This window comes from Lacibacter sp. H375 (assembly GCF_037892425.1).
Classification (GTDB): domain Bacteria; phylum Bacteroidota; class Bacteroidia; order Chitinophagales; family Chitinophagaceae; genus Lacibacter.
This window is the reverse complement of sequence record NZ_JBBKTT010000001.1, coordinates 770875-794880: the sequence shown is the minus strand read 5'-3', so window position 1 is coordinate 794880 and position 24006 is coordinate 770875. Positions and strand designations below refer to the sequence as shown.

At 40.7% G+C, this 24006-nt stretch carries 15 protein-coding genes; 3 read left to right on the top strand and 12 right to left on the bottom strand.

From position 1 onward, the window contains the following. Positions 1 to 14 precede the first annotated feature (14 nt). The 12 genes from WG954_RS03455 to WG954_RS03400 form a co-directional block, all read right to left on the bottom strand. Entirely contained in the window at positions 15 to 1412 is a 1398-nt protein-coding gene (locus WG954_RS03455; protein ID WP_340433705.1) for a Gfo/Idh/MocA family protein, read from the bottom strand. A gap of 42 nt (positions 1413 to 1454) precedes the next feature. Then, on the bottom strand, positions 1455 to 2633 hold the full coding sequence (locus WG954_RS03450; RefSeq protein WP_340433704.1) for a Gfo/Idh/MocA family protein: 1179 nt from the start codon (positions 2631 to 2633) through the stop codon (positions 1455 to 1457). Positions 2634 to 2650: 17 nt separating this feature from the next. Next, a complete protein-coding gene (locus tag WG954_RS03445) occupies positions 2651 to 5269 on the bottom strand; it encodes a glycoside hydrolase family 3 C-terminal domain-containing protein (protein WP_340433702.1) in 2619 nt (872 codons plus the stop codon). 73 nt (positions 5270 to 5342) lie between these two features. Then, positions 5343 to 7010 carry a glycoside hydrolase family 43 protein gene (locus WG954_RS03440; protein WP_340433701.1) on the bottom strand — a complete coding sequence of 556 codons (1668 nt, stop codon included), beginning with the start codon at positions 7008 to 7010 and terminating at the stop codon, positions 5343 to 5345. Positions 7011 to 7023: 13 nt separating this feature from the next. Beyond that, on the bottom strand, positions 7024 to 8061 hold the full coding sequence (locus tag WG954_RS03435; RefSeq protein ID WP_340433699.1) for a glycoside hydrolase family 43 protein: 1038 nt from the start codon (positions 8059 to 8061) through the stop codon (positions 7024 to 7026). Positions 8062 to 8109: 48 nt separating this feature from the next. Continuing rightward, complete coding sequence (locus WG954_RS03430) at positions 8110 to 9543, bottom strand: MFS transporter (protein WP_340433698.1); 1434 nt, start codon at positions 9541 to 9543, stop codon at positions 8110 to 8112. A 29-nt stretch (positions 9544 to 9572) separates the two neighbouring features. Continuing rightward, positions 9573 to 10685 (bottom strand): endo-1,4-beta-xylanase, encoded by a 1113-nt coding sequence (locus tag WG954_RS03425; protein ID WP_340433697.1) that lies wholly within the window; start codon positions 10683 to 10685, stop codon positions 9573 to 9575. 29 nt (positions 10686 to 10714) lie between these two features. Continuing rightward, the gene (locus WG954_RS03420; RefSeq protein WP_340433695.1) at positions 10715 to 13273 is read right to left on the bottom strand and encodes a glycosyl hydrolase 115 family protein; all 2559 of its coding nucleotides are present in this window, start codon (positions 13271 to 13273) and stop codon (positions 10715 to 10717) included. A gap of 72 nt (positions 13274 to 13345) precedes the next feature. Continuing rightward, complete coding sequence (locus tag WG954_RS03415) at positions 13346 to 14092, bottom strand: SDR family NAD(P)-dependent oxidoreductase (RefSeq protein WP_340433693.1); 747 nt, start codon at positions 14090 to 14092, stop codon at positions 13346 to 13348. 26 nt (positions 14093 to 14118) lie between these two features. Then, positions 14119 to 16257 carry an alpha-glucuronidase family glycosyl hydrolase gene (locus WG954_RS03410; RefSeq protein ID WP_340433692.1) on the bottom strand — a complete coding sequence of 713 codons (2139 nt, stop codon included), beginning with the start codon at positions 16255 to 16257 and terminating at the stop codon, positions 14119 to 14121. Positions 16258 to 16276: 19 nt separating this feature from the next. Continuing rightward, on the bottom strand, positions 16277 to 17305 hold the full coding sequence (locus WG954_RS03405) for a LacI family DNA-binding transcriptional regulator (protein ID WP_340433690.1): 1029 nt from the start codon (positions 17303 to 17305) through the stop codon (positions 16277 to 16279). A 27-nt stretch (positions 17306 to 17332) separates the two neighbouring features. Then, positions 17333 to 18364, bottom strand: a complete 1032-nt coding sequence (locus WG954_RS03400; protein WP_340433688.1) for a LacI family DNA-binding transcriptional regulator — start codon at positions 18362 to 18364, stop codon at positions 17333 to 17335. 361 nt (positions 18365 to 18725) lie between these two features. On the opposite strand from WG954_RS03400, the gene WG954_RS03395 reads away from it, so the two are divergent. From WG954_RS03395 to WG954_RS03385, 3 genes are all read left to right on the top strand, one after another. Next, on the top strand, positions 18726 to 18896 hold the full coding sequence (locus tag WG954_RS03395; protein ID WP_340433686.1) for a hypothetical protein: 171 nt from the start codon (positions 18726 to 18728) through the stop codon (positions 18894 to 18896). Positions 18897 to 18963: 67 nt separating this feature from the next. Further along, positions 18964 to 22110, top strand: a complete 3147-nt coding sequence (locus WG954_RS03390; RefSeq protein ID WP_340433684.1) for a SusC/RagA family TonB-linked outer membrane protein — start codon at positions 18964 to 18966, stop codon at positions 22108 to 22110. A gap of 18 nt (positions 22111 to 22128) precedes the next feature. After that, the gene (locus WG954_RS03385) at positions 22129 to 23913 is read left to right on the top strand and encodes a RagB/SusD family nutrient uptake outer membrane protein (RefSeq protein WP_340433682.1); all 1785 of its coding nucleotides are present in this window, start codon (positions 22129 to 22131) and stop codon (positions 23911 to 23913) included. Positions 23914 to 24006 lie beyond the last annotated feature (93 nt).

The following is a 24006-nucleotide window of genomic DNA, read 5'->3' as shown; positions in this document are numbered from 1 at the left end:
AAAAGTATATTTAATTATTTCACCTCATAAGCTTTTCTCTGTGGTCTTGATAACATGCTGTTCGCTTCTGCATCATTTTTGAATTGTTCTTTTGCAGGATCCCAATACAATTTTCGTTTCAGCTTCATGGAGATGTGATGAAGTAAACATGCAGAGCATGCACGATGTGCTTCTTCAACAGGTGCAATTGTTTTCTTGTTATCACGAATTGCTTCCAGCCAATTACCATGATGATCTTTGCTTACAGTAAAATGAAATTCATTTTCGCCAATGACAGAAGTAAGTAGTTTGGGATCGCTTGCATCAATTTTCTTGGCCTGCACAGTTCCTGCATTGGGGTCGCTTGATGTTGCCTGGTAATCGCCTCTTGAAACAAAGATCCATCCTTTGGTTCCTTCAAATTTTATCCCGTTGGGAAATTCATTACTCACCATCATTGTAACACCGCTTGCATATTTCGCACCTGTTTTAAAAATGCCGTGTACATCCCATAAACCATCTTTTGCAAATTCAACATGTTGAGCCCATATTTCTAAAGGGCCACTTGCTTCCATACCCATGCCCCAATGTGCACTGTCGATATGATGCGCACCCCAACCTGTGATCATACCTGCACCAAACTGTTCGCAACGTAACCAACCAGGCCGACCATAACCAACTTGCGGATGCACTCTGTCTTCTGTGTAATAAACTTCAGGTGTTGATGCAAGCCACATGTCATAATTGAAATTTGCAGGAAGCGGCATCTCCTCTTTTCTACCACCAGGAGGATCACCGGGTAAACCAACATAAACTGTTTTCAATTCACCAATGCGTCCATTACGGACAAGTTCTGCTGCATAACGGAATTGATCACTGCTTCGTTGCTGACTTCCTATTTGAAATTTCACGCCACTTTTCTGTACTACGTTACTGATGATCCTTCCCTCAGCAATCGTTAATGATGCAGGCTTTTGCATATAGATATGTTTGCCTGCACGTGCTGCTGCTGCACCAATCATTGCATGTGTATGATCAGGTGTGCTGATCAATACTGCATCAATATCTTTATTCAATAAGAGTTCACGAAAATCTGTGTAAACTTTTACACCATCGTAAGGTTTGTTATCTCTCTTTGTGTAAAAGTCATTTACTAATTGCTTGCCTTCTGTTGCTCGCTTCAGATCAAGATCACAAACAGCCATGATCTGTGTGTAATTATGTTTCCAAACACCAGGCATATCATGACCACGTGAGATTCGGCCCGTACCAATAGCTGCAACATTAATACGATTGCTTGGTGCATTTTTTCCAAACACACTTGCAGGTACAATGGATGGTAAATGCAAGGCAATTGCAGTGCCTGCCGCTGTTTTCATGGTATCTTTTAGAAATTTTCTTCTTCCGATACCTTTTCTTTTTTCGTTTTGCATGGCAATATGTTTAGTTGACCACTTCAATCGTATGACAGGAATTTATTTCTTCAAATTCAGAACCTTTGCTTTTTTCTGTGCTATTAAAGCAAGCTCTGTTGCTAAAAAACAATGCGCCTGGCTCATGGCAGTTTCAGTCCGGTTTAAAACATCATCAACAAATAATGGCCCAAACGGAAGTGCTTCATTGTTACAATCCATATGAAGCGTTTCTTTTTGGTTAACGAGATATAATTGATTACCACCTTTTTTGCCGGAAAGAATGTCGATGTTCTTTCTTACCTCAATATATCCGTCGGTACCTAAAATGGTTAATCGTCCATCGCCCCAGCTATCGAGCCCGTTGGGTGTAAACCAATCTACCCTTATATAACCCACGCCACCATTTCCGCTCAGCATCACATCTCCAAAATCTTCGAATAGGGGAGCTTCTGGGAAATGCACATTCCCTACCTGCGACATCAACACAGTTGCTTCAGTTGTATTTGTAAAATGTAAGTACTGATCAAATTGATGCGAACCAATATCAGTTAATATTCCACCATAACGTTTTTTATCCCAGAACCAATCGGGTCTAACAGCCAAACCCGAAGTGCCAAACTTGTTACTGATCCTGTGCGGAGCTAAATTTATTGTTTGTATTACGTTGCCGATTGCACCTGCCTTTACCAATTGACTTGCTTTTTCTGTGCCTTTGTTCTCAAGCCTTTCACTGTACATGATCGAGTAGATCCGCTTTGTTTCTTTTTGCACTTTCTTTACTTCAGCTAATTGTTGTAGCGTAATAATGCCGGGCTTATCGGTTAAATAATCTTTACCATGTTTCATCACACGAATACCGAGCGGAGCTCTTTCATCCGGAATACCTGAGCTTAACACTAACTGAATGGAATTATCTTCTAAAATTTCGTTTTCAGTTTTTGCCAGTTTCGCTTCGGGATATGCTTTCGAAAACGCAGCCAGTAAATCAGCTTCCTTTGCATAAACAGCCACTAATTCTCCACCGCCTCTTTTGATTGCATCCGTCATTCCATAAATATGTGGATGATTGATACTGATGACTGCAAATTTTATTTTGCCCGGTGGAATAACAAGTTCCTTTTTCTTTTCTGTAGATTGGATAGATTTAAACTTGCCGGCCATTGGTGCAAACAGCATTAAGCCGGACGCTTTTGTAGCGTCCTGCAAAAATTTTCTTCTGCCTGATTTATTGCTGCGCATAATGTTTGATGTTAATGTTATTGAATAAGAAGCTGTGAGCTTACTACATTGCTTGTTGTTTTATTTTTCACACCCGGTTGCCCGCCACCTACACTGATCTGTACTTTTCCTTTCGGTTGATAATACTTTCCTGTTGTTTCATTCACCAATGCTAATTCTTCAGGAGTAAGTTTAAAACTGACGGTTTTACTTTCACCTGCTTTCAATGCTATGCGTTTAAATCCTTTCAATGCACGAATTGGTGCTTTGCTTTTTGTTTGTTGATGTGATACATACAACTGCACTACTTCATCTCCATCACGCTTTCCTGTATTTTTCACGGTTACTGTAACAGTAACGGGTTTGTTTGCTGCAATGGTTTTAGGTAACTGCAAACCACTGTAGTTAAACGTTGTATAACTCAAACCATGACCAAACGGATACAATGCTTCGCCTTTGAAATAACGATAGGTTCTTCCTTCCATTGAATAATCACTGAAACCGGGAAGATCATTATCACTCTTGTAAAATGTAACAGGTAAACGACCTGCCGGATTATAGTCGCCAAACAAAACATCTGCAACAGCAGTGCCTGCACTTTGTCCGCCATACCATGCATTTACAATGGCGGGAATGTTTTCACTTTCCCATGGCGTAGCAATAGCACTACCTGTGAGCATTACAAATACAACCGGCTTTCCGGTTGCATGTAGTTTCTTCATCAATTCAGTTTGTACAGTTGGTAAAGCAATGGTTGTACGATCACCACCATTAAAGCCCGGATAATCCACACGCATTTCTTCACCTTCCAATTGTGGAGAGATGCCACCGGCATAAACAATCGCATCAGCGTCGCTTACTTTTTTGAGTAAGTCAGCATAATTCAGTTGTGCCAAGTTGCCTGCTTTTAATTTCACATTGGCCTTTCCTTCACCCTGCCAATATTCCAATACCAGTTTGTAGGTTTTCCCTTTTTCTGTGTTTAGTTTATAGGTTCTTGCACCCCAACGGTTTCTTGTCCATGCATTCAGCGCTTCTTTGTCATCAATGGAAAGTTTATAGCCGTCATCAGCTTCTATTTCAAACAAAATGGATCCATCAGTTGCAGCAGTAAAGTTGGTTGTATAGCGAACTGAAAAATTATTTGCTCGTATGTTACCCAGCACCTGTTGTCCTTCCTGCCAGAAATGATCAACGCCTGCTTCAGTTTGTACAACAGCAGGTTCTCCTTGCAGATCTTTATTCGAATAATATTCTGCTTTGAATCCTTTTTTGCCTTCATACATATACTGGTTACTCACATCAGCATACACCAAAGATGTATCGTTGGTAAAATTGATCGCCTTTTCATACACAACCTCAACGCTACTGCCAACCTTGTTTTGAATTCCTTTCAGAATGGTTATAATTTCAGAAGGTGTACCATTGTAGTTTCCAAGAACCGCAATGCTGTTATCAGCATTCGGACCCAGCACAACGATCTTTTTTATTTTTTTGCTAAGTGGCAATGTGTTTTTTTCATTCTTCAACAGCACGATCGATTGCTGCGCCATTTTTAATGCATGCGCTTTATGTTGTGCACTTTCTAAAACTGAAGAAGGTGTTTGTGCATATTTCACCATTGATACCGGATCGAACATACCCAAACGGTAACGGATCGTAAACAAACGCTTCAGTGAAATATCGAGTTGTGCTTCTGTGATCAATCCGGTCTTCACAGCATCCACCAATGTTTTATAAACCGTAACGCCGCACTCTAAGTCAGTTCCGTGGATCACGGCATCAACAGCTGATGTTGTTGCATCTTTATGTGTTTTGTGATATTTATAGAAATCATCTACTGCCCAGCAATCGCTTGTTACATAACCATTGAACTTCCATTGTTTGCGGAGAATATCATTCATCAGTTGGTCATTACCGCAGCAAGGTTGTTTATCAACAGCATTGTAAGCACACATTACACCCGCCACATTTGCATCAACGATCAATTCTTTGAATGCAGGCAGATAAGTATCCCACAGATCATAAGCCGTTGGATTAAAATTATCGGAGTGACGACTCGGTTCAGGTCCGCTGTGTACCGCATAATGTTTTGCACACGCTGCCGCTTTTAAATACTTCGGATCTTCACCTTGTAAGCCACGTACAAAAGAGCGCCCAAGCATTGCCGTTAGGAATGGATCTTCGCCGTATGTTTCCTGTCCACGGCCCCAGCGTGGATCACGAAAGATGTTGATGTTGGGTGTCCAGTAAGTAAGTCCAAGATATCGTTCAGCAGTTCGTCCCTGTTCAACTGCTTTGCTGTAAATCGCTCTACCTTCCAATGCAGAATAATCGGCCATGCGGTGCAATGAATTGGTATCCCAGGTAGCGGCCATTCCGATCGCCTGTGGAAATACAGTTGTTTTGAATGGTGTTCTTGCAACACCATGCAATACTTCATTCCACCAATCATAAGCAGGAATGCCGAGACGTGGAACAGCAGGAGTTGCATTCAACATCTGGGCTACTTTTTCTTCCAGTGTTAAACGGCTTACCACATCATTCACCCGTTTTTCAATGGAGAGTTTTGTATTCCACATCGGGAACGATTTGTAATCCTGTGCTGTTGCGGTTAAGCCAAAAACTATTGCAATGGTGGTGAGAAATGATTTCATCGAATTATAGTTTGATCTTAATTTAATGTCGTTATGCGATAAATGATATCGTATCTATACAAATTATGCTTTTTTATTTTTTAAAAGCGTCATCGTTTCCTTTATACTCAAACCAATCGTAAACGGCCACAGATGATGTGGGAGCACCGTTGGAAGTCCCATACAATGCAAAGAGACTGCCCACAAATCCACCTGCAACTTTTGTTGTAAGGAACGATCCATCAACTCCTTCTTTCAACAGTTTCCATTGGTTTTTCTTTTCTCCAAAAAAGAAAGCGTAAGTGTCAGATCTTGCTTCAATTTTTAAAAACAGTTCTTTTGATGAAGTTAATTTTTGTGATGCCAGCAGTTCAGCTTCTGTTTTACCTCTTGCAGGCGATTTGAATAACTGAACAACGGGCTCTCCGTTTTCAACAGATTTGCAGAGGAAGTAATAGAAGTTCTCACTCTGGAAAATCAGCATGCCTGCTTTTTCTTTTTCTGATGCAGGTGTAAAATTGATGCAGGTTGAAGCAGATCCTTTCAGATTATTCTGACGGTAGCCGAGGAAAGAAGGACTTTTCCGTTCTGTAGCAGTTTGCGGACGTAGAGCTAATTGCAGCGATCCTTTTTTTGCTGTTAAACTGTATACATCTTTTTCAGGATTTCGTAAGAAGAGATAGCGGAAATCAAATTGATCATTCTTGAAATCGTCTCTGAATGTAACGTTACCTCCGAAAGGGTTATCTACTTTTTTGGTGAGGGCAGGTAGGGGAACAGGCAAGGTATAGGGCACTGTTGCATCACCTTCCAATATATGCGGCCAGCCGTCTTTCCATTCAATAGGTAACAAAAAAGTTTCACGACCGGTTGTATAAAAATCATCATCGTAAGGACGACAGGCAAGAAACACAGCGAACCATTTTCCATCGGGTGTTTCTACAAAATCAGCATGACCGGTTGTTGTGATAGGATTAGGTCGTTTTTTATCTAAATGCTTTTGTGTAAGAATCGGATTCTTCTCATATGAAACATACGGCCCTTTCACCGATTTACTTCTGAATACAACTTCTGTATGATTGTATCCTGTACCGCCTTCTGCACAAATCAAATAATACCAATCATCTTTCTTGAAAATATGCGGCGCTTCGATCCAGATTGGTTTTTTTGAAAGATCGGTTCCGCCATTAACCAATAAAATTTCTTCACCCACAACCTTCATTGCATCAATATCAAATTCATACATACGGATGGTGCGATGACCATTGTACAATGGTTTGTTATCAGGTGCATCGTTGTTGTAAACAACATAGGCTTTGTCATCAACAAAATCAATCGATGGATCAATGCCACGTACCTGCGGTAACCAGATAGGATTGCTCCATGGACCTTTGGGATCTTTTGCAGTGATGATGAAATTTCCTTTCTTATCGATCAATGTACAAAGAATGTAAAACGTTCCTTTGTGGTAGCGAATGGTTGGAGCAAACAAACCTCTTGATACACCTGCATTGGTTTGATCCAATTGCTCTTCACGATCCATGGCGTTGCCGATCTGTTTCCAGTTCACCAGATCTGTGCTGTGAAAAATCGGCAGACCGGGAAAATAGGCAAACGTAGAAGTGGTTACATAATAATCATTTCCCACTCTGCAAATACTTGGATCAGGATAGAACCCTGCGAGTATGGGATTGTTAAAGGTTTGTGCGTTTGTAAAAAACATCACAATTGCAAAAGAAAGGGTTAAGAGAAATTTCGTCATCTGATTTTATTATTTAATCGTTGTAAGGCTTAATTGTTTTGATGAAACCATTTTCGTCATGCATAAGCTCGGTCACTTTCACACTGCGTAAATGTGTAACGCCTTTACTCAAACTGCTGTCGTGATAAAACAAATACCATTTGTTTTCAAATGCACAGATCGAATGATGTGATGTCCAGCCCACAACAGGTTCTAATATCCGTCCTGCATATTGGAACGGACCATAAGGATTATCGCCAATGGCATAACAGAGGTAATGTGTGTCACCTGTTGAATAAGAGAAATAATATTTGCCGTTGTACTTATGTACCCAGCTTGCTTCAAAAAAACGTCGATCGGTATCGCCTTGTAAAAGCGGTTGACCGTTTTCGTCGGTGATCAAAATATCTTTTACATCTTCAGCAAACTCCAGTAAATCATCAGTAAGCTTTGCAACCTTGGGACACAATGCAGGTTCATTTGCTTGCGGTAAAAATGCAACCGGGCTTTCCGGTTGATCAGCATTAAACTTTCCGGTACGCCAACGCTGCAACTGCCCACCCCAGATACCACCGAAGTACATATAATAACTTCCATCATCATCTTTAAACACAGCAGGGTCAATGGAGAAACTGTTTTTGATTGCTTCCGGTTGTGGCGTAAACGGCCCAACAGGTGAATCACTTACAGCCACACCAATTTTGAAAATACCCTCATGATCTTTTGCAGGAAAGAAGAGGTAATAGTTGCCATTTTTTTCTGCAGCATCCGGTGCCCACATTTGTTTTGCAGCCCAAGGCACATCGTTTACATGCAATGCAACACCGTTATCAGCGGCTTCGCTTGTTGGTGAATCCATGGAAAGAACATGATAATCTTCCATTGCGAAATGGCTTCCGAGATCATCAAATGCATCACCCGCATCAACATCATGCGATGGATAGATATAAATTTTTCCATTGAACACATGTGCCGATGGATCGGCTGTGTAAATATGTTTCACCAATGGTTGCGAAATTGCTTTGCTGTTTAATGCATCAAAGTCGATATGTGCTATACTGTCTTCAGGCATAAAATAATTTTTGATTGTCTGACACCCTCGTCTGACGTGTTTTAAAATCTATGAACGTCTCTGTTTTAAATCGTTTTCAATTTGTGTTTCCATCTTCTTGTTGATCTCATAAAGAAATAGCAAGCCTGCTCCAAGCAAAAAAGGAATCGATGGGAATACGCTCACTAAAAGTTTGGTTCCTTCTATTGCTGTTGCTGTTTGCGCCGTTTCACTGTTGGCAGCATAATCAAAGAGTCCCAATATCCATGTCAGTAGTGCATTGCCAACACTTAATCCTGTTTTCAATCCAACCATCATAGCAGAGAAAATAATGGCCGTTGCACGGCGGTTGTTTTTCCATTCGCTGTAGTCGGCCACATCGGCGATCATGGCCCATAGTAGTGGAATCGTGATGCCATAGAAAAAGCCATGCAAAATTTGTGAACCAAACATCAACTCAACTGAGGTTGATGAGAAGAAATAAAATAGAAAGATAAACAAGGTTGAAATCACCAGTGCCACACCAAATACATCCCGTTTGCCATATTTATCTGCAAGACGTTTGGAAAAACCAATGCCAACAATCATGAAAATAATTCCGCCTGCATTAAACAAACCAAAACCTGCTGACACCGGATCTTCTCCAAAAAAGTTGATACCAATATTCGAAAAGCCATTTAAGATGGGTGTAATAAATTCGGTTAATCTTGCTTTATCAACATAGTTTTTAAAATAGTAAACATAGGAACCGCCTTTCATTGCCAGCGTAATAAACACCAGGATAGTAAGGACAAGCATGATGACCCAAGGCTTATTTTTAAACAGATCAGCCAGGTCCTCTTTTAAACTTGATTTCTGTTCCGGCTTTGGCACAATGCGTTCTTTGGTTGTAAAGAAGGTAATGAGCAGCATCACGGTTCCGATGATGGCTAGCCACGTCATTACTTTTTCAATACCAATGGCTTTGTCGCCTCCACCAGCTGCTACAATAATCGGCAGCATAAAGACCTGCACAAAAAACTGTGCAAACATCACCGCTACAAATCGATAGGCTGATAAACTGTTGCGTTCTTTCATATCGCCGGTGATCACACCACTCAATGCAGAGTAAGGAAGATTGTTGGCAGCATACAATAACAACAAGAGCGTGTAAGTAACTACTGCATAAATCACTTTCCCTTTATACGAAAAATCAGGTGTGCTGAAAGCAAGTAATGCAATCACACCCAAAGGGACAGCTGTAAACAAGATCCATGGACGAAACTTTCCCCACTTGGAAACTGTTCGGTCTGCAATGGCACCAATGATGGGATTAAATGCAAAAGCGGCAATCAAGCCTACAACTAACATCAGTGCCGATGCATGATTGGTATCGAGCCCGTAGATATCGGTATAGAAATAAGCCAGGTAGGTTACGAGTGTTTGAAATACAAGGTTGGCAGCGAGATCGCCCAAGCTATACCCAACTTTTTCTTTTACTGATAATTTTTGTGATGATTCCATTTTTTGATTTTAATGAACAAGCAATTAGTTTACTTCTTTAAGGCCATAACAGAATGAAAAGCAGGTTTTGGATTAAATGCACGATCGAACAGTAGTGGATAGTTGGTGCGACCGGGAACAGGCCAGCCATTTAACCAGCTTTGTCCATCGTTTACACCCCAGAATGTAACACGTGTAATTTTATCCTTGTGTTTTAAAAATAATTTGAACAGGTTGGCATAATCAGTTGCCTGCTGTTGCAACAAACTATCAGGAATACCATTGGCATAAGGATTCAATGCAGGATTAGAAGCCTGACGTTGACCTACATCTGCTCCCTGAAAATTTCTCGGCAGCATTTCAATATCAAGCTCAGTGATCATTACTTTCAAACCCAATGCATGATAAGCAAGAATGCTTTCTTCAATATCCTTGAACGGTATACGACCTAAATGCCAGTGACCTTGTATACCTACACCATCAATGCGCACACCAGCAGCCTGTACTTTTTTCACGAGTGCAAGACAGCCTTCACGTTTTTTTGGTTGTTCGTTATTGTAATCGTTGTAATAAAGTTCAGTACCGGGTGATGCTTTTTCTGCAAGTCGAAAAGCTTCGGTTACAAAACCATCTCCCATTCTATCAAGGAAGATTGATTTGCGCATGGTGCCATCTTCGTTCAATGCTTCATTGACCACATCCCATGAAAATATCTTACCACTGTAACGGCTTGCAACAGTGTTGATGTGATTGGTGAAAAATGTTTTGAATGAATCAACATCTTTTATTCTTCTTGCAAACTGTGGCAGCTGACTGTGCCAGATCAACGTATGACCGTTCACTTTCATGTTGTGCTTTGTGCCGTAAGCAACAATTTTATCTGCCAGATCAAAATTATATCTGTCCCATTCAGGATGAATGATCTCAGCCTTCATAATATTCTCAGGCGTAATAGCATTGAATTGTTGAACGATCAATGCATGGGCTTTTGGATCTCTCTCTTCGATCTGGCCTGAACTCAATGCAGTGCCAATAAGAAAATCATTTTTATAAGCATCCTTCAAAGAGGCAGCATTCGTTGTTACGTTTCTCGTTCCAGCACAATAAGAGAAGGAGGCAAGGATTGCCCCGGCTGCTGTAATCTTTAAGATGAATTGTTTCATATTACTCGTTTTAATCAGTAATTAAAAGTTTAGTTGTTGATTCTTGTTTCAGGCGGCCCCAGGTAACTCGGTTTCATGTTTCCGAAATCTGCAACAATTTTTTGCAGCACAACGCCACTGTTCACCATCCAGTATTTGATTACATGCTTACCGGCGGTGCTGATCTTGTGTTTACTTGTTTTGATGATGATATTTTCGCCCACCCATTTATTCCAGATACCGCTGATGCTGTTTTTATCTTCTTTATTCAGGCTGATGATTTGCGGCGCTTCATCATCAACTGAAATGGCATACTGTAATCCATTCTCAGTATTAAAGAAATTCAAAGAAGGAGAGAAGTATGCATGAATGGTAAAACTGTCTTTACTGTAAGTATAAATTTCATACTCCAGAAACGGAGTTGCAGGCGACGGTTTTTGTTCTGGTGCAGTAACAGGGAATGTTGTGACAGCATCACCTGTTCTGCCAAGATCAGGCAATACTTTCCAGGAAATGGTTTTACTGTTGATAGCTTTGGTGAAATGCGCTGCTTCAATTGATACTATTTCGAAGCGTTCGATAAAACTATTCGGCTTAGCAGTTGCAGGATATTCTGCCTGCGGTATCCTTCCAATTGAAATAATTTCATCTTTAAATGTTGTGCCGTCAGGCAGGTATTGAATTGCCGGCATCTTATTAAATGGAGGTTGTTGCCAATAGGTGTAGCCAATATGCGTTTGACTCATCATATGGTTCCATTTGCCTTTGTTGAGTTGATGATATTCAATGGTGATCAACGAATCTTTTTTATACAACTCTTTTACTCTGTCAGCATATTCAACTGTTGATTCATACTTTTCCTTAAATGCATTTTTGTTCATTGCAACGTTGTAATACATTTCATTGAGGTTGGCGCAGGCTTTGATTGGATGCAGCACCAGTTGAAAGAAGGCATCTTTCTGTTCGGTTGGTATATCGTTGTTGATCTCTTCCGCTTTGTTCAGCAAATCCTTGTAATCATTTACCACATTTTCCCATTCACCAGAGAATAAACTGTAGGTTTTGTCATCAAGCATTTCAGGTTTTCTTCTGCTGTTATACTTTGCATACTTCGCAAGTAATTCAGCAATTGTGTTTGCATGTTTTGTTCCGAATTGCTGTGCAGCCCATTTTACTGTGTATGCTTGAATATCTGCAGCGTCAATCTTTGTTGGATCCCATGCATAATCTAAAAAGAACGAAATGGGAAGTTCCATTGGTTTGATGTCGCCCACATTCACGATCCAGATATCTTTTACATTGTGTTCGTATGCCAAATGCATCTGCTCCCAAATACGAGGCAGCGGATTTGTATTAAGCCATTTGTAATTGCGTGGACCGCCCACATAATCGAAGTGATAATAAATACCATAACCACCTTTGCGTGGTTTTTCATTTGGCTTTGGCAGTTTGCGGAGATTGCCCCAGTTGTCATCACACAATAACAAGGTCACATCATCGGGCACACGCATGCCTTTATCATAATAATCCTGTACTTCTTTATACAATGCCCAGAGTTGCGGAGTTTTTTCTGCGGGCTTACCGGTTACATCTGCAATAATTTTTCGTTGATCTTTTACAATACGCTCCAGTAAGGCTGTTGCTGTTTCACGACTCATCGGTTCATCACCATCGCCACGCATACCTACGCTTACAATTTTTTCGTTCCATGCACGCTGCATGCCGCCACGCCAGAATTCTTTCAGTCCTGCCTCTGTACTATCGTAATTCCATTTTTGTTTTTTACCATACCTGGCCCATTCGGCATGTGCACGCATCAACGGTTCATGATGTGATGTGCCGATAACAATGCCATAGTCATCTGCTACTTTAATATTGAGTGAATCATCATCATAAAATGCATTGCCCCACATTGCAGGCCAGATATAGTTTGATTTTAATCGAAGCATTAATTCAAACACCTTGGCATAAAATTTCGAATTGAAGCCGCCAAATTTTTCTTTGCTCAAGTTGCTGAGTGCAGGTGCTTCATCATTAATAAAGATGCCACGGTATTTTACTTTTGGGGCATCGCTGATCGTTGCATTTGCATTGATGTAAATTTCTTTTTTTGTTTGCACAGCAACATCTGCCCACCAATACCATGGCGATACTCCAATTTGTTTACTCAACTCAAATACTGCAAATGCTGTTCCCCTTCGGTCGCTGCCCACAAGCACAAGCGCCTGGTCAATTCCTTTGAATGGATTTTTTACCGTAAGTATTTTATAAGCTTCCCATTTGCCTTTGATATCTGCAACAGAGATTTTCTTTTGCTGGATGAGTTGTTTAATGAAAGAGGATCTGTCAACTGAGCCAATGAGAATAGCTGTTTTATTCGATTTGCTTATTCCATTTTTTACACTGCTTTCTTTCAATGTAACCGATTGCATATCGGAAGAAAAAAAATGCGCCGCCTTTTTTACAACAGTATAATCGTTGGTATCTACAAGAATTGTTGCACCGGATAATGCAATAGAAGAAGGGCTTGCAGTTTCAGCAATCAATTGTGCATACGATAACTGTATGTATGCACAAAAAAAACCGACAAGCAAAATCGTTTTTTTCATAAAAGAAGAAGCAACCCGGTTCTGCATTTGCAAACACAGGACCGGTTTGTTTATAATCGTTCGTTCAAAAAATCAAAAACCTATACTGTTGCCACCATCAACAGGCAACACAACACCGGTAACATATTTAGCAGCATCACTTGCCAAGTATAAAGCTGCAGCGCCAATATCTTCAGGTTGTCCCATGTGACCCATTGGTGTGCGGTTAAATACTTTTGCTTTACGTTCAGGATCGCTGTTCAATGCTTTCTCCGTCATTGCACTATATATAAAGCCCGGTGCAATGGCGTTTACACGAATACCATTCGGACTGAGTTCAACGGCCATTGCTCTTGTCATTCCATCGATCGCTGTTTTACTTGCACTGTAAGCAATTACTTTTGGTAAGCCATATTGTGCAGCCATTGAACTGATGTTGATGATGCATCCGCTTTTTCTTTTCAGCATATCTTTCACTACTTCACGACTGATGCTGAACACTGCTGTTACATTTGTTGTAAGAATGCGTTGAAACTCTTCGTCTGTTACTTCTTCAAATACTTTCTTTTGATTAATGCCTGCATTGTTAACGAGAATATCAATTTGTCCAAACTCAGCAACAATATTTTCAATCAAAGCAGGAATGGATGAAAGATCACTCAGGTCGCAGGTTTTGTAAAAACCGTTCTCACCCAACTCAGCTTTCGCTGCTTTTAATTTTTCTTCATCACGTCCAACAATAATTGTTTTGACGTTGTTTGACGTAAATGCTTTCGCAATGGCTAATCCTAATCCTGATCCACCTCCGGTTACAATAGCTAACTTTTGTTTGTTACTCATAATGCAAATATTAGTTTAACTGCAAGTTAGTTGCCCGGTGCAAATGGGAAACGTAAACTTTTATAGTAATCTAAAGTTTTGTCAGGTTGTTCGTAATTCGAAGGAATCGGTTGTTTTGAAAAAGTCTGGAAATACAATACACATGCATTGCGCCACCACTTTGCTTCTTCTGCTTGTGTATCGAGCAACATGCTTACTTCCCTGAATCGTTGTGCATCAATTTTTGGTTGTTGTTTCAACCATTCGTTCTTCATCCACTTTACGCTATCTGCTCCGTTGTAATATTTGTAAACAAGTTCGTTCCAAAGTGTGCGACCGCTTTTCATTTTATGATTCCATGCTGCATGATGAAACCAAAGCAGATATTTTTCATCGCAGGTTGCAATGTTTTCCCATTGTTTCCGTGCTTCGGGATGATATTGTCCAATTGCATTACTGCCGCTAGCGGTGCGATTAAAACCAATCCCAACACTATCGGCTTTATGATAATAAACTGGATTCCATTCCGGACGATTGAGATTACTTACCCAAGGAGCCGGACCATAGTGATGACCTGTTGCCATGATATGGTGCAGACCAATCGGGTTCATGTAGTCAACCATAATTTCTCTGCTGCGCAACATGATCTGCTTTGTTGATTGTACAAACGCAGCATCATTGGAAAAACTCATACGCAACCACTCATCTGCAATTACATCACTGGTTACATTGTAATCCCATGCCAGGCGTCCCAATGAATACCAATTGGCCTGCGCCATTGGATGCCCTGTCCAATTAATATCGTTGCCGATGTTTGCAACACCCGTCATACCATTGAGTGAATGATCATCTAAACTGCCATCAATTACTTTGGCAACAGTGCTGCCTTTGCCTTTTGCATATGTATCGGCATCCAGTACTTCTTTAAATAATGGAGCAAGAAAAACCCAGTTAGTTGCCTGCCCTAGATATTCCTGTGTTACCTGGAACTCCATCATCAACGGCGTTTTGGGCATGGCGCCGAACAACGGATGAAAAGGTTCACGGGGCATAAAATCAATAGCACCGTTCTTCACCTGCACTAATACATTGCTGTTGAATTTTCCGTCGAGCGGAACAAAATCATCATACGCTTGCTTATGACGATCAACAGGATTCTCTGCTGCATACACAAATGCACGCCAGATCACAATTCCTTTATGTGGTGCTACTGCAGTGGCCAGCATGTTTGCACCATCGGCATGTGTGCGTTTATAATCCTGCGGACCGGGTTGTCCTTCGCTGTTTGCTTTCACGAGAAAACCACCAAAGTCGGGGATGAGTGAATAGATCTCATTTGCTTTTGCAGTCCACCATTGTTGTACTGTATTATCTAACGGATCGGCAGTTTTTAATTTACCCAGTTCGATTGGTGCACTGAAACGTGCAGTTAAAAATACTTTGATGCCATATGGACGAAATACATCAGCCAGCTTTTTTACTTTTTCGAGATAAGCAGGAGTGAGGATGATCGCATTTGCATTTACATTCGTCAACACCACTGCATTAATGCCAATCGATGCATTTGCTCTTGCATAATCAATATAGCGTTGATCGATAAATGTTGGAAGACGATGCCAATCCCAGATAGAAAAGCCTGCATAGCCACGCTCAACTGTACGATCGAGATTATCCCAATGATTCAGCATGCGTAATTTCAGTCTGGGTACTGAAATAATATTGAGATTTGTTACCTGCTGATTGGTTTGCATTAGGCGCAGGTAATGAAAAATGCCGTAGAGTACAGCAACATCTGTATTGCCGGTAATAAATGTTTTGCCGGGTTTTGCTTTAATGATGAAGCCTTCATCGTCAATACGATTTAATTCTTCTTTTGTAACAAGTGTAGCTAAAACAGGAGATGATTTTACTGTGCCCGCTATGAATACACTTGTTGTATTGATGTTGCTGTTTATTAAATAACTGCTGCCTGTTAACCCTGTTAGTGCAGTTGCTAATTCTTTCCGTGCAATATCAGCCGTAGCTGATGAGCCTAACACAACAGGTGACGCAATTTGTTTTTTGTATTCAACAAGAAGAGTTTTGTTTTTGATACGCACATAACGTAACCACAGATCATAACCATTCTCTGCCCGTACAAGCGAACAACAAATCAATAACAGCAGCAATACGTTTATTCTCTTCATGTAAGTAATCGTTACAGCATCATCCTTTACGTAGAGATGATTTGCGGATAATTAATTCTGATTTTACAATGATGGTGTTCGTCTGTGTGATCTTGCTATCACCTTTCAGGTGTGCAATTAAATTACGTGCAGCAATTTCACCAATATCAATACCGGGATAGTTGACGGTGGTCAACTGTGGTTCAACTATTTTACTAATGGCATCGTTATTAAAACCAACAATGGCAATGTCTTCCGGTATGCGAACGCCATGTTCTTTTAATGTTTGCATACAAACAGCTGCTGAGAAATCATTGGTGATAAAGGCAGCATCAGGCATGGGTTTCATTTCAAGGATCTGCAAAGCAGCTTCACGGCCACACTTTTCACTCAAATCTTTTATGAGTACAAGATTTTCATCAAACTCAATTCCGTTATCAAATAACGCATCTTTATATCCCTTAAAACGTTGGGCATATACGTTACGGCTGAGATTAGCAGTAACAATCACAATGCGTTTGCTTCCCTGTTCAATCAAATGCTGTGTTGCCTGGTAACCATTCTTGTAGTTATCAATTACTACTTTGGCATTGTCAGAGTTTTCTTCCACACGATCAAAGAAAATAACCGGAATGTTTTTATCGAAGAATGGTTGAAAGTGATCCAATCCTTTGGTATCGAATGAAAGTGAGGCAATAATACCATCTACACGTTTGTGAAATAAATTGAGAACGTTAGCCGATTCTTTTGTAAAACTTTCAGATGAGTGGGTGATGATGAGATCGTATCCTGATTCTGTACTGATCTTTTCAATACCAGCCAGCACAGAGGTAATAAAGTTACTGTTCAATTCATGGACGATTATACCGATGGTGTTTGTCTTTTGTTTGCGGAGATTGCTCGCAAAATTATTATGACGATAACCCATCTCCTTAGCTGCATCCTGAATTTTCTTGCGGGTATTTTTGCTAATGGCAGGATGATCCTGAAGACCACGACTGACAGTTGCAGTGGAAAGCTCCAGTACTTGTGCAATATCGTAAATGGTCACTTCCTTTTTTTCCTTCATGGTTCTGGTTTATAGTTGAATCGTCTGTTAATTTTTCGTTCGTATAGAAGAATCTCTCACCAAAAGGGAAGCATGCAAAACAACTTTTGTTGTTTTCATTGTAGTAGCGTCACCTTTCAGAATATTAATTAATCCTGAAGCTGCTGCTTCGCCTATATTATAACCGGGGTAATCAATTGTTGTGAGTTTTGGTTCAATTACCCTGCTTACTGCATCATTATTAAAACCTACAAATGCAATGTCTTCAGGGATTTTAATTCCATTTTCTTTGAGCACGCTCATGCAATACACTGCTGACATATCATTGGCACAAAAAACGGCATCGGGTCTTTCTTCAGGATTCATTGAAAGAATATAATTGGCAGCATCATAACCATCCTGTTCTCCAAGCTTAGAAATCTGCACTAATTTTTCATTGTATGTAATATTGTTTTCTTCCAGCGCCTGTTTGTAGCCTTTCAAACGATCGGCATAAATATCTCTCAATAGGTTGCCGCCCAGGTGCATGATCCTTTTGCATCTCTGCTCTATCAAATGTTTTACAGCTTTATAAGCAGCTTCCTGGTTATTGATAACAACACAGGTGCTTTCTTCAGTTGGAAAGGCCCTGTCGAAAAAAACAACAGGAATATGTTTATCGAAAAAAGGCTGCAGATGTTCAATGTCTGTTGTATCATAGGCGAGTGATATCAGTAAGCCATCCACTCTTTTATTAAACATGGTATGTGCATTGCTTCTCTCCAGTTCCTTTTTTTCCAATGACTGGCTGATGATAATATTATAACCTTCTTTGCTGGCAATGTCTTCAATGCCTGATAATACAGAAGTCATAAAATAACTGTTCAACCGGGGAACGATGATGCCAATGGTTTGTGTTCGTTTATTACGAAGGCTACTTGCGAAGTTGTTGTGGCGATAGCCCATCTCTTCTGCTTTAGTAAGTATCCTGCTTACGGTATCCTTATTAAGGGCACTGCTTTTCTTTAAGCCCCTGCTGATAGTAGCAGGCGATAAGTTAAGCTCCCTTGCCAGGTCGTAAATCGTTACATCTTTTTGCATAAGAAGAGTATGACAAACATCGTTTATCGGTCTAAGGTAGAAATTATTTTAAAAAGATAATGCAATCGGTTGCATTTTTAAAAATATTTCCTACATTAGCTTTCAGATTAGCTTCTTTGTATATAAAAGACAAGCTATTTATTTGCTGCACTGTTTACAGTATACAGTAGATAAATACAGAAAGTGAAGTCATTATTACTTATAGTGAACTAGTGATGATGTAACTCCTGAACATAGCATTTTATAACGGATCATCCGAGTGGGAAAGTGCTATTTTTTTGGTCTTTATATGCAACCGATTGCAATATAAGATCACTTCATTTTCCTGAGAAAAGAATGAAGTTTAACGATAACTGCTGATATGAGAAGATTGATTGCTATGGGTGTAAACTCCACGATTGCCTTTGCCAAAGACAAACTGAAGTCTTTGCGTCCTGGAATTACTTGTTCGTTAGTTATTACGCCTGTTATTTACAACTTTCCACATCAACGCTTTATTTATTTCTTACATTTTTCTCCTCCTGATCCCTAGGAACAGAATATTGTTTCTCCACTCACTGCTAATAAATTAACTGTTAAACTCAAAACTAGAATTGACTATGCCAAAGAAAAAAATCAGTTTGCCTCTATTAAAACAACTGGTGGCAAATTTTCCTGCTTTTGTATTTGCGATACTGTTACAGGTGTTGCTAATACCAAATCAGGTATCAGCTCAAGACATTACTGTAAAAGGTACAGTGAACGGTGAAAATGGCACTCCATTAAGAGGTGCATCTATCACTCTTAAAGGAACCAACCAAGGAACCACCACCGATAACAATGGTTCCTTTACGATCAGTGCTTCCAGAGGAAGCACCCTGGTAGTTTCAGCCGTTGGGTATGCTGAAAAAGAAGTTCGCATTGGCGACCAGGCAACAATTACGATTGATCTGGTTGTTGACAGCGAAGCACTCGGCGAAGTAGTTGTGATTGGTTATGGTACACAACGCAAAAAAGACGTAACAGGATCTACTGTTACTATTAAAGGTGAAACCCTGAACGAGATTAAAGCACCGAATATTTTCAACCAATTACAAGGTCGTGCACCCGGAGTGGATATTGTGAATAACAGCAACCAGATTGGAGCTGGCGGCCAAATCCGTATACGAGGCAACCGTTCGCTTACAGGAAATAACAACCCATTGATCGTTGTTGATGGAATGGTGTATGGCGGTAGTGTGAATGATATTAATCCCGATAATATAGCCAGTCTGGATATATTAAAAGATGCATCTGCAACTGCTATATATGGATCACGTGGATCAAATGGTGTCATCATCATTACAACCAAACGTGGTACTTCTCAAAAAGCAACTACTACGTACAACGGTTATGTGGGCGTGGTGAATGCAATTGGTACGTACCGTTTATTTAACGGCGCAGAATATGCAAAATTTAAGCAAGATGCAAAGGAAGGGCAGCCGAACCCTGCTAATAACAATCCTTATGCATTAAATGCAACGGAGCAGGCAAACCTTGCAGCAGGTGTGAGTACTGACTGGCAGGATCTGTTATTGACACAAGGAATTCGCACAAGTCATGATTTGAGTGTGAGAGGCGGTACCGAAAGAACACAGTACTCTTTTGGTGTTGGTTATTACAATGAGACTGGTATTATTCATGATCAAAACCTGAATAGGTATTCTTTTAATGTAAATATTGATCATAAGGTTTCAGATCGTATTAAAATAGGATTTACCAGCTTTAATACCTTATTGCGTTCTAACAGACTTGGTACAAATGCATACGGTGCCGGTACACGATTAGGACCGTTGTACAAACCTTACAACGATGACGGTACGATCAACTTTAAACCCGCTATTTTACAAGGGGTTGATAACGCCCAGATCAATCCGCTTACTTCCATCGGCAATAACGACCTGATCAAGGAATTTAGCAGGAGGTATCAGTTCCAGCATAATTTTTATGCAGAGATCAAGATCCTGAGAGATCTGAAATTCAAATCTACCTTTGGTTATGGTTGGTCGCAAACACTTGCAAGCAATTATACCGGACCAAATACTGTATTTAATATTAACGCAACACCTGCCGGTTCTAATCTGAGTCAGAATAATTCAGAAGGATGGCAATACACAATAAACAACTCACTGGAGTACAACAAAACCTTTGCGGGAAAGCATAAAGTGACTGTGTTGGCGCTTCAGGAAGTTCAAAAAAATCATTTCCGTGCACAGCAATTTAACGGGCAAGGTGTACCTGCCGACTTTCTGCAGGATTACAACTGGCTACAGGTAAACACCATCAATCCCCAGGGTGGCAATTTCAATGAGTCTGCTTTAATCGGCTATATGGGCAGAGCCGTGTATTCGTTTGATGACAGATATCTTCTTACTGCTACTGTGCGCACAGATGGTGCATCTGTATTGGCTCCCGGCAATCAGTGGGTAACTTATCCTGCCCTTTCTTTGGGTTGGAATATCGCTAATGAGAAGTTCATGCAGAATGTTGCAGCTATTTCATCTCTTAAATTAAGAGCAGGCTGGGGTATCAGCTCAAATGCTGGTATAGGCGCATACACCACATTGGGCAGCCTTGGTAACAACTTCTATAACTTCGGATCAGGTTCGGCCATTGGTGTAAATTATGTAAATGGTTATTTGATTAATACGAGCCCTAATCCAAATCTTACCTGGGAAAAAACAACAGGTATCAACATCGGTCTGGATTTCGGTTTGCTGAAGAATCGTATTACAGGTTCTGTTGATTTTTACAAAAACAACACAACCGATATCTTGCTGAACCGTGAGTTGCCCCGCAGTAATGGAGTGAACAGCATTCTTGTAAATGTTGGAGAAACTTCAAACTACGGTTTAGAATTCTCGGTGAGCAGTGTAAATATCGAAAGCAAAAACGGTTTCAGATGGACCACCGATTTCAACGGTTTCTTCAACCGGGAAAAAATTGTTGCATTGCAATTAGGACTTCAACAGGATCGTGGCAACGGATGGTTTGTAGGTCAACCTATCACCACCATTTTTGATTACAAAAAAATAGGCATCTGGCAAACATCGGAAGCTGCTCAGGCTGCTGTGTATGGTGTTGCTCCCGGCGACATCAAGATTCAAGATGTGAATAAAGATAATGTGATCAATGATGCGGACAGAGGGGTGGTTGGCAACTTCCAGCCAGACCTGGTAGCAGGTTTATCAAACCGTTTTGAATTCAAGAATTTTGATTTGAACATCGTGATGTTTGGTCGATTTGGACAAACTGTAGTTGCAACCTACCTTTCTGCTGATGGTGGCGGCGCCGGTTATCCTTTCTTCCTGAACAGCCGTGTAAACCAGTTGAAAGTTGATTACTGGACTCCAACCAATCCAACTAATGCATTCCCTCAGCCGGATGCAAGTAAGGATGCCCTGCTCTTCACTTCAACACTCACGTATCGTGATGGTTCTTTTATTAAACTCAGAACAATTGATTTCGGATATAACATTCCAGAGAAACTTTTGAGCAAAGCAAAAATCAGCGGACTCAGAGTGTATGTATCTGCACAGAATCCATTCATTTTATGGGCTCCGTTGGTGAGAGACGGTTTAGGTTTAGATCCGGAGGGTAATGGTACAGGTAATGCTGTGGCTTCACAAGGCGGTGGATTAAACCCTGTTCAGGGACGTGCTGTTACTGTAGGCATGGGTGTTCCTCCTTCACGTCAAATCATTTTTGGAGTTAATGTTCGATTTTAATCTTCTAAATTTTATAGTATGAAACATAAGAAAATAATATTTAGTCTGTTTCTGGGCTCCATTCTTCTTGCGGCTACCGGTTGTAAGAAATTATTGGAGGAGCAGCCACGAACAGGATTTACGCCATCATTTTTTTCTACCTCTGATGGTATCCAGGGAGCAATTGCAGGTATCTATTCCAGCTTCCGTGGACATTGGGGTACGCAAATTTTCACACAGCTTTTTAACGCAGGTACAGATGAATCTCAAAAAGGAGCTGCTGCCGATGTGCAACACTGGTTTGAGTATAACAATGCGGTAATTAAGAGTAACACCGATAACTATTTAGGTTTCTGGAACAGTATGTTCATCAATATCAATACTGCGAACGGCGTATTGGAATATGGTGCTGCTGCTAATATTCCTGCAGCTCAGAAAACACAGTTATTAGCACAGGCTAAATTCCTGCGTGGCTTCTGTTACTATTATTTAGTAACCACTTTTGGATCTGTTCCGCTAAAGACAAAATTCAATACTTCCGCTTCTGCTGCCGATGCACCATCTCCCATTGCAGATGTGTATGCACAGATCATAAAAGATCTGACAGAGGCATCGGCTGATTTGCCCAATACACCCGCAGCTGGTTTAGGCAAACCTGCAACTAAATCAACAGCTTTGTTTCTGCTGGCTAAAACCCATCTCTGGAGAGGTTGGTCTACAGTAGCTCAGCCAACTGATTTTCAACAGGCATATACTATTTCAAAAGCTCTGATCGATAACAAAGCGACCTACGGCTTAAACCTGTTGCCTTATTTTGGTAATGTTTTCAGAGAAGGACAGGAGTACAGTTCTGAAGTGCTAATGGTCATTGATCATACAAAAGATCTGAAATTCGGCCAAAACTCCGCAGTAGGTGCAGGTGCTACCAATGGTGCAGAAAACAAATCCAATTTCTTCTGGCGTCCAAACTATCCAACTATTAATGCAAATTATCCGGCTAGTGGTGGAGCCAATGTTACGGTTCGTGATATAAATAATGGACGTCCATTCCAACGCATTCGCCCAAATACCCGTTATATCATGGATGTTGCCTTTGCCAACCGTGCAACAGATGCACGATACGAAGGAACTTTCCAAACAGTATGGCTTTCAAACAATACCGAAATGTCTGTAAGAGGAACAAACGGTGCTGTTACACCAAGAGGTCAGCTTATCAACGGAATTGATACGTCAATCTGGATGCGTGACCGTTTGGTTACTCCTGCAGAAAGAGCGGCATTTAAAGGAATCATGTTTGAACCAAATCACTTACCCGGCGCAACAGTTCCTTTTACAGCGAGCTACTATCCGAATGTTCGGAAATTTGATGATTCAACAAGAGGAAATCTGAATGACTATTCAGACAGACCATATATCCTCTTCCGTTTCTCAGAAGTGTACCTTATTGCCGCAGAAGCGGCATTGAAAGGTGGTGCTACTTTACAGGATGCAGCAGACATGATCAATGTATTGCGTACCCGTGCTGCATTGAAATTAAATCAGACGCCTGCCGAATATGCTGCCGCAGTAATTGCACAGCAGGTTACCGCCGGCCAGATAACGCTTGATTTTATCCTGGATGAACGAAGCAGGGAATTGTATGCGGAAGATACCCGCTGGTGGGATCTTGCACGAACACAGAAACTTGTTGATCGGGTTAAACTACACAATCCGGAAGGTGCTGCAGGCGTCCAGTCATTTAATATGCTGCGACCTATCCCTCAAACGCAGATCAACCTCGTATCGGAAGGACCAAAATATCCACAGAATCCCGGATATCAATAAGAAGTAGTCTATTAGAACAATAAAGTGAGAATCTTCCAAACCGGGAACCAGTACTTCTGGTTCCCGGTTTGTTCTAAAAAAGAGAGCCTATTG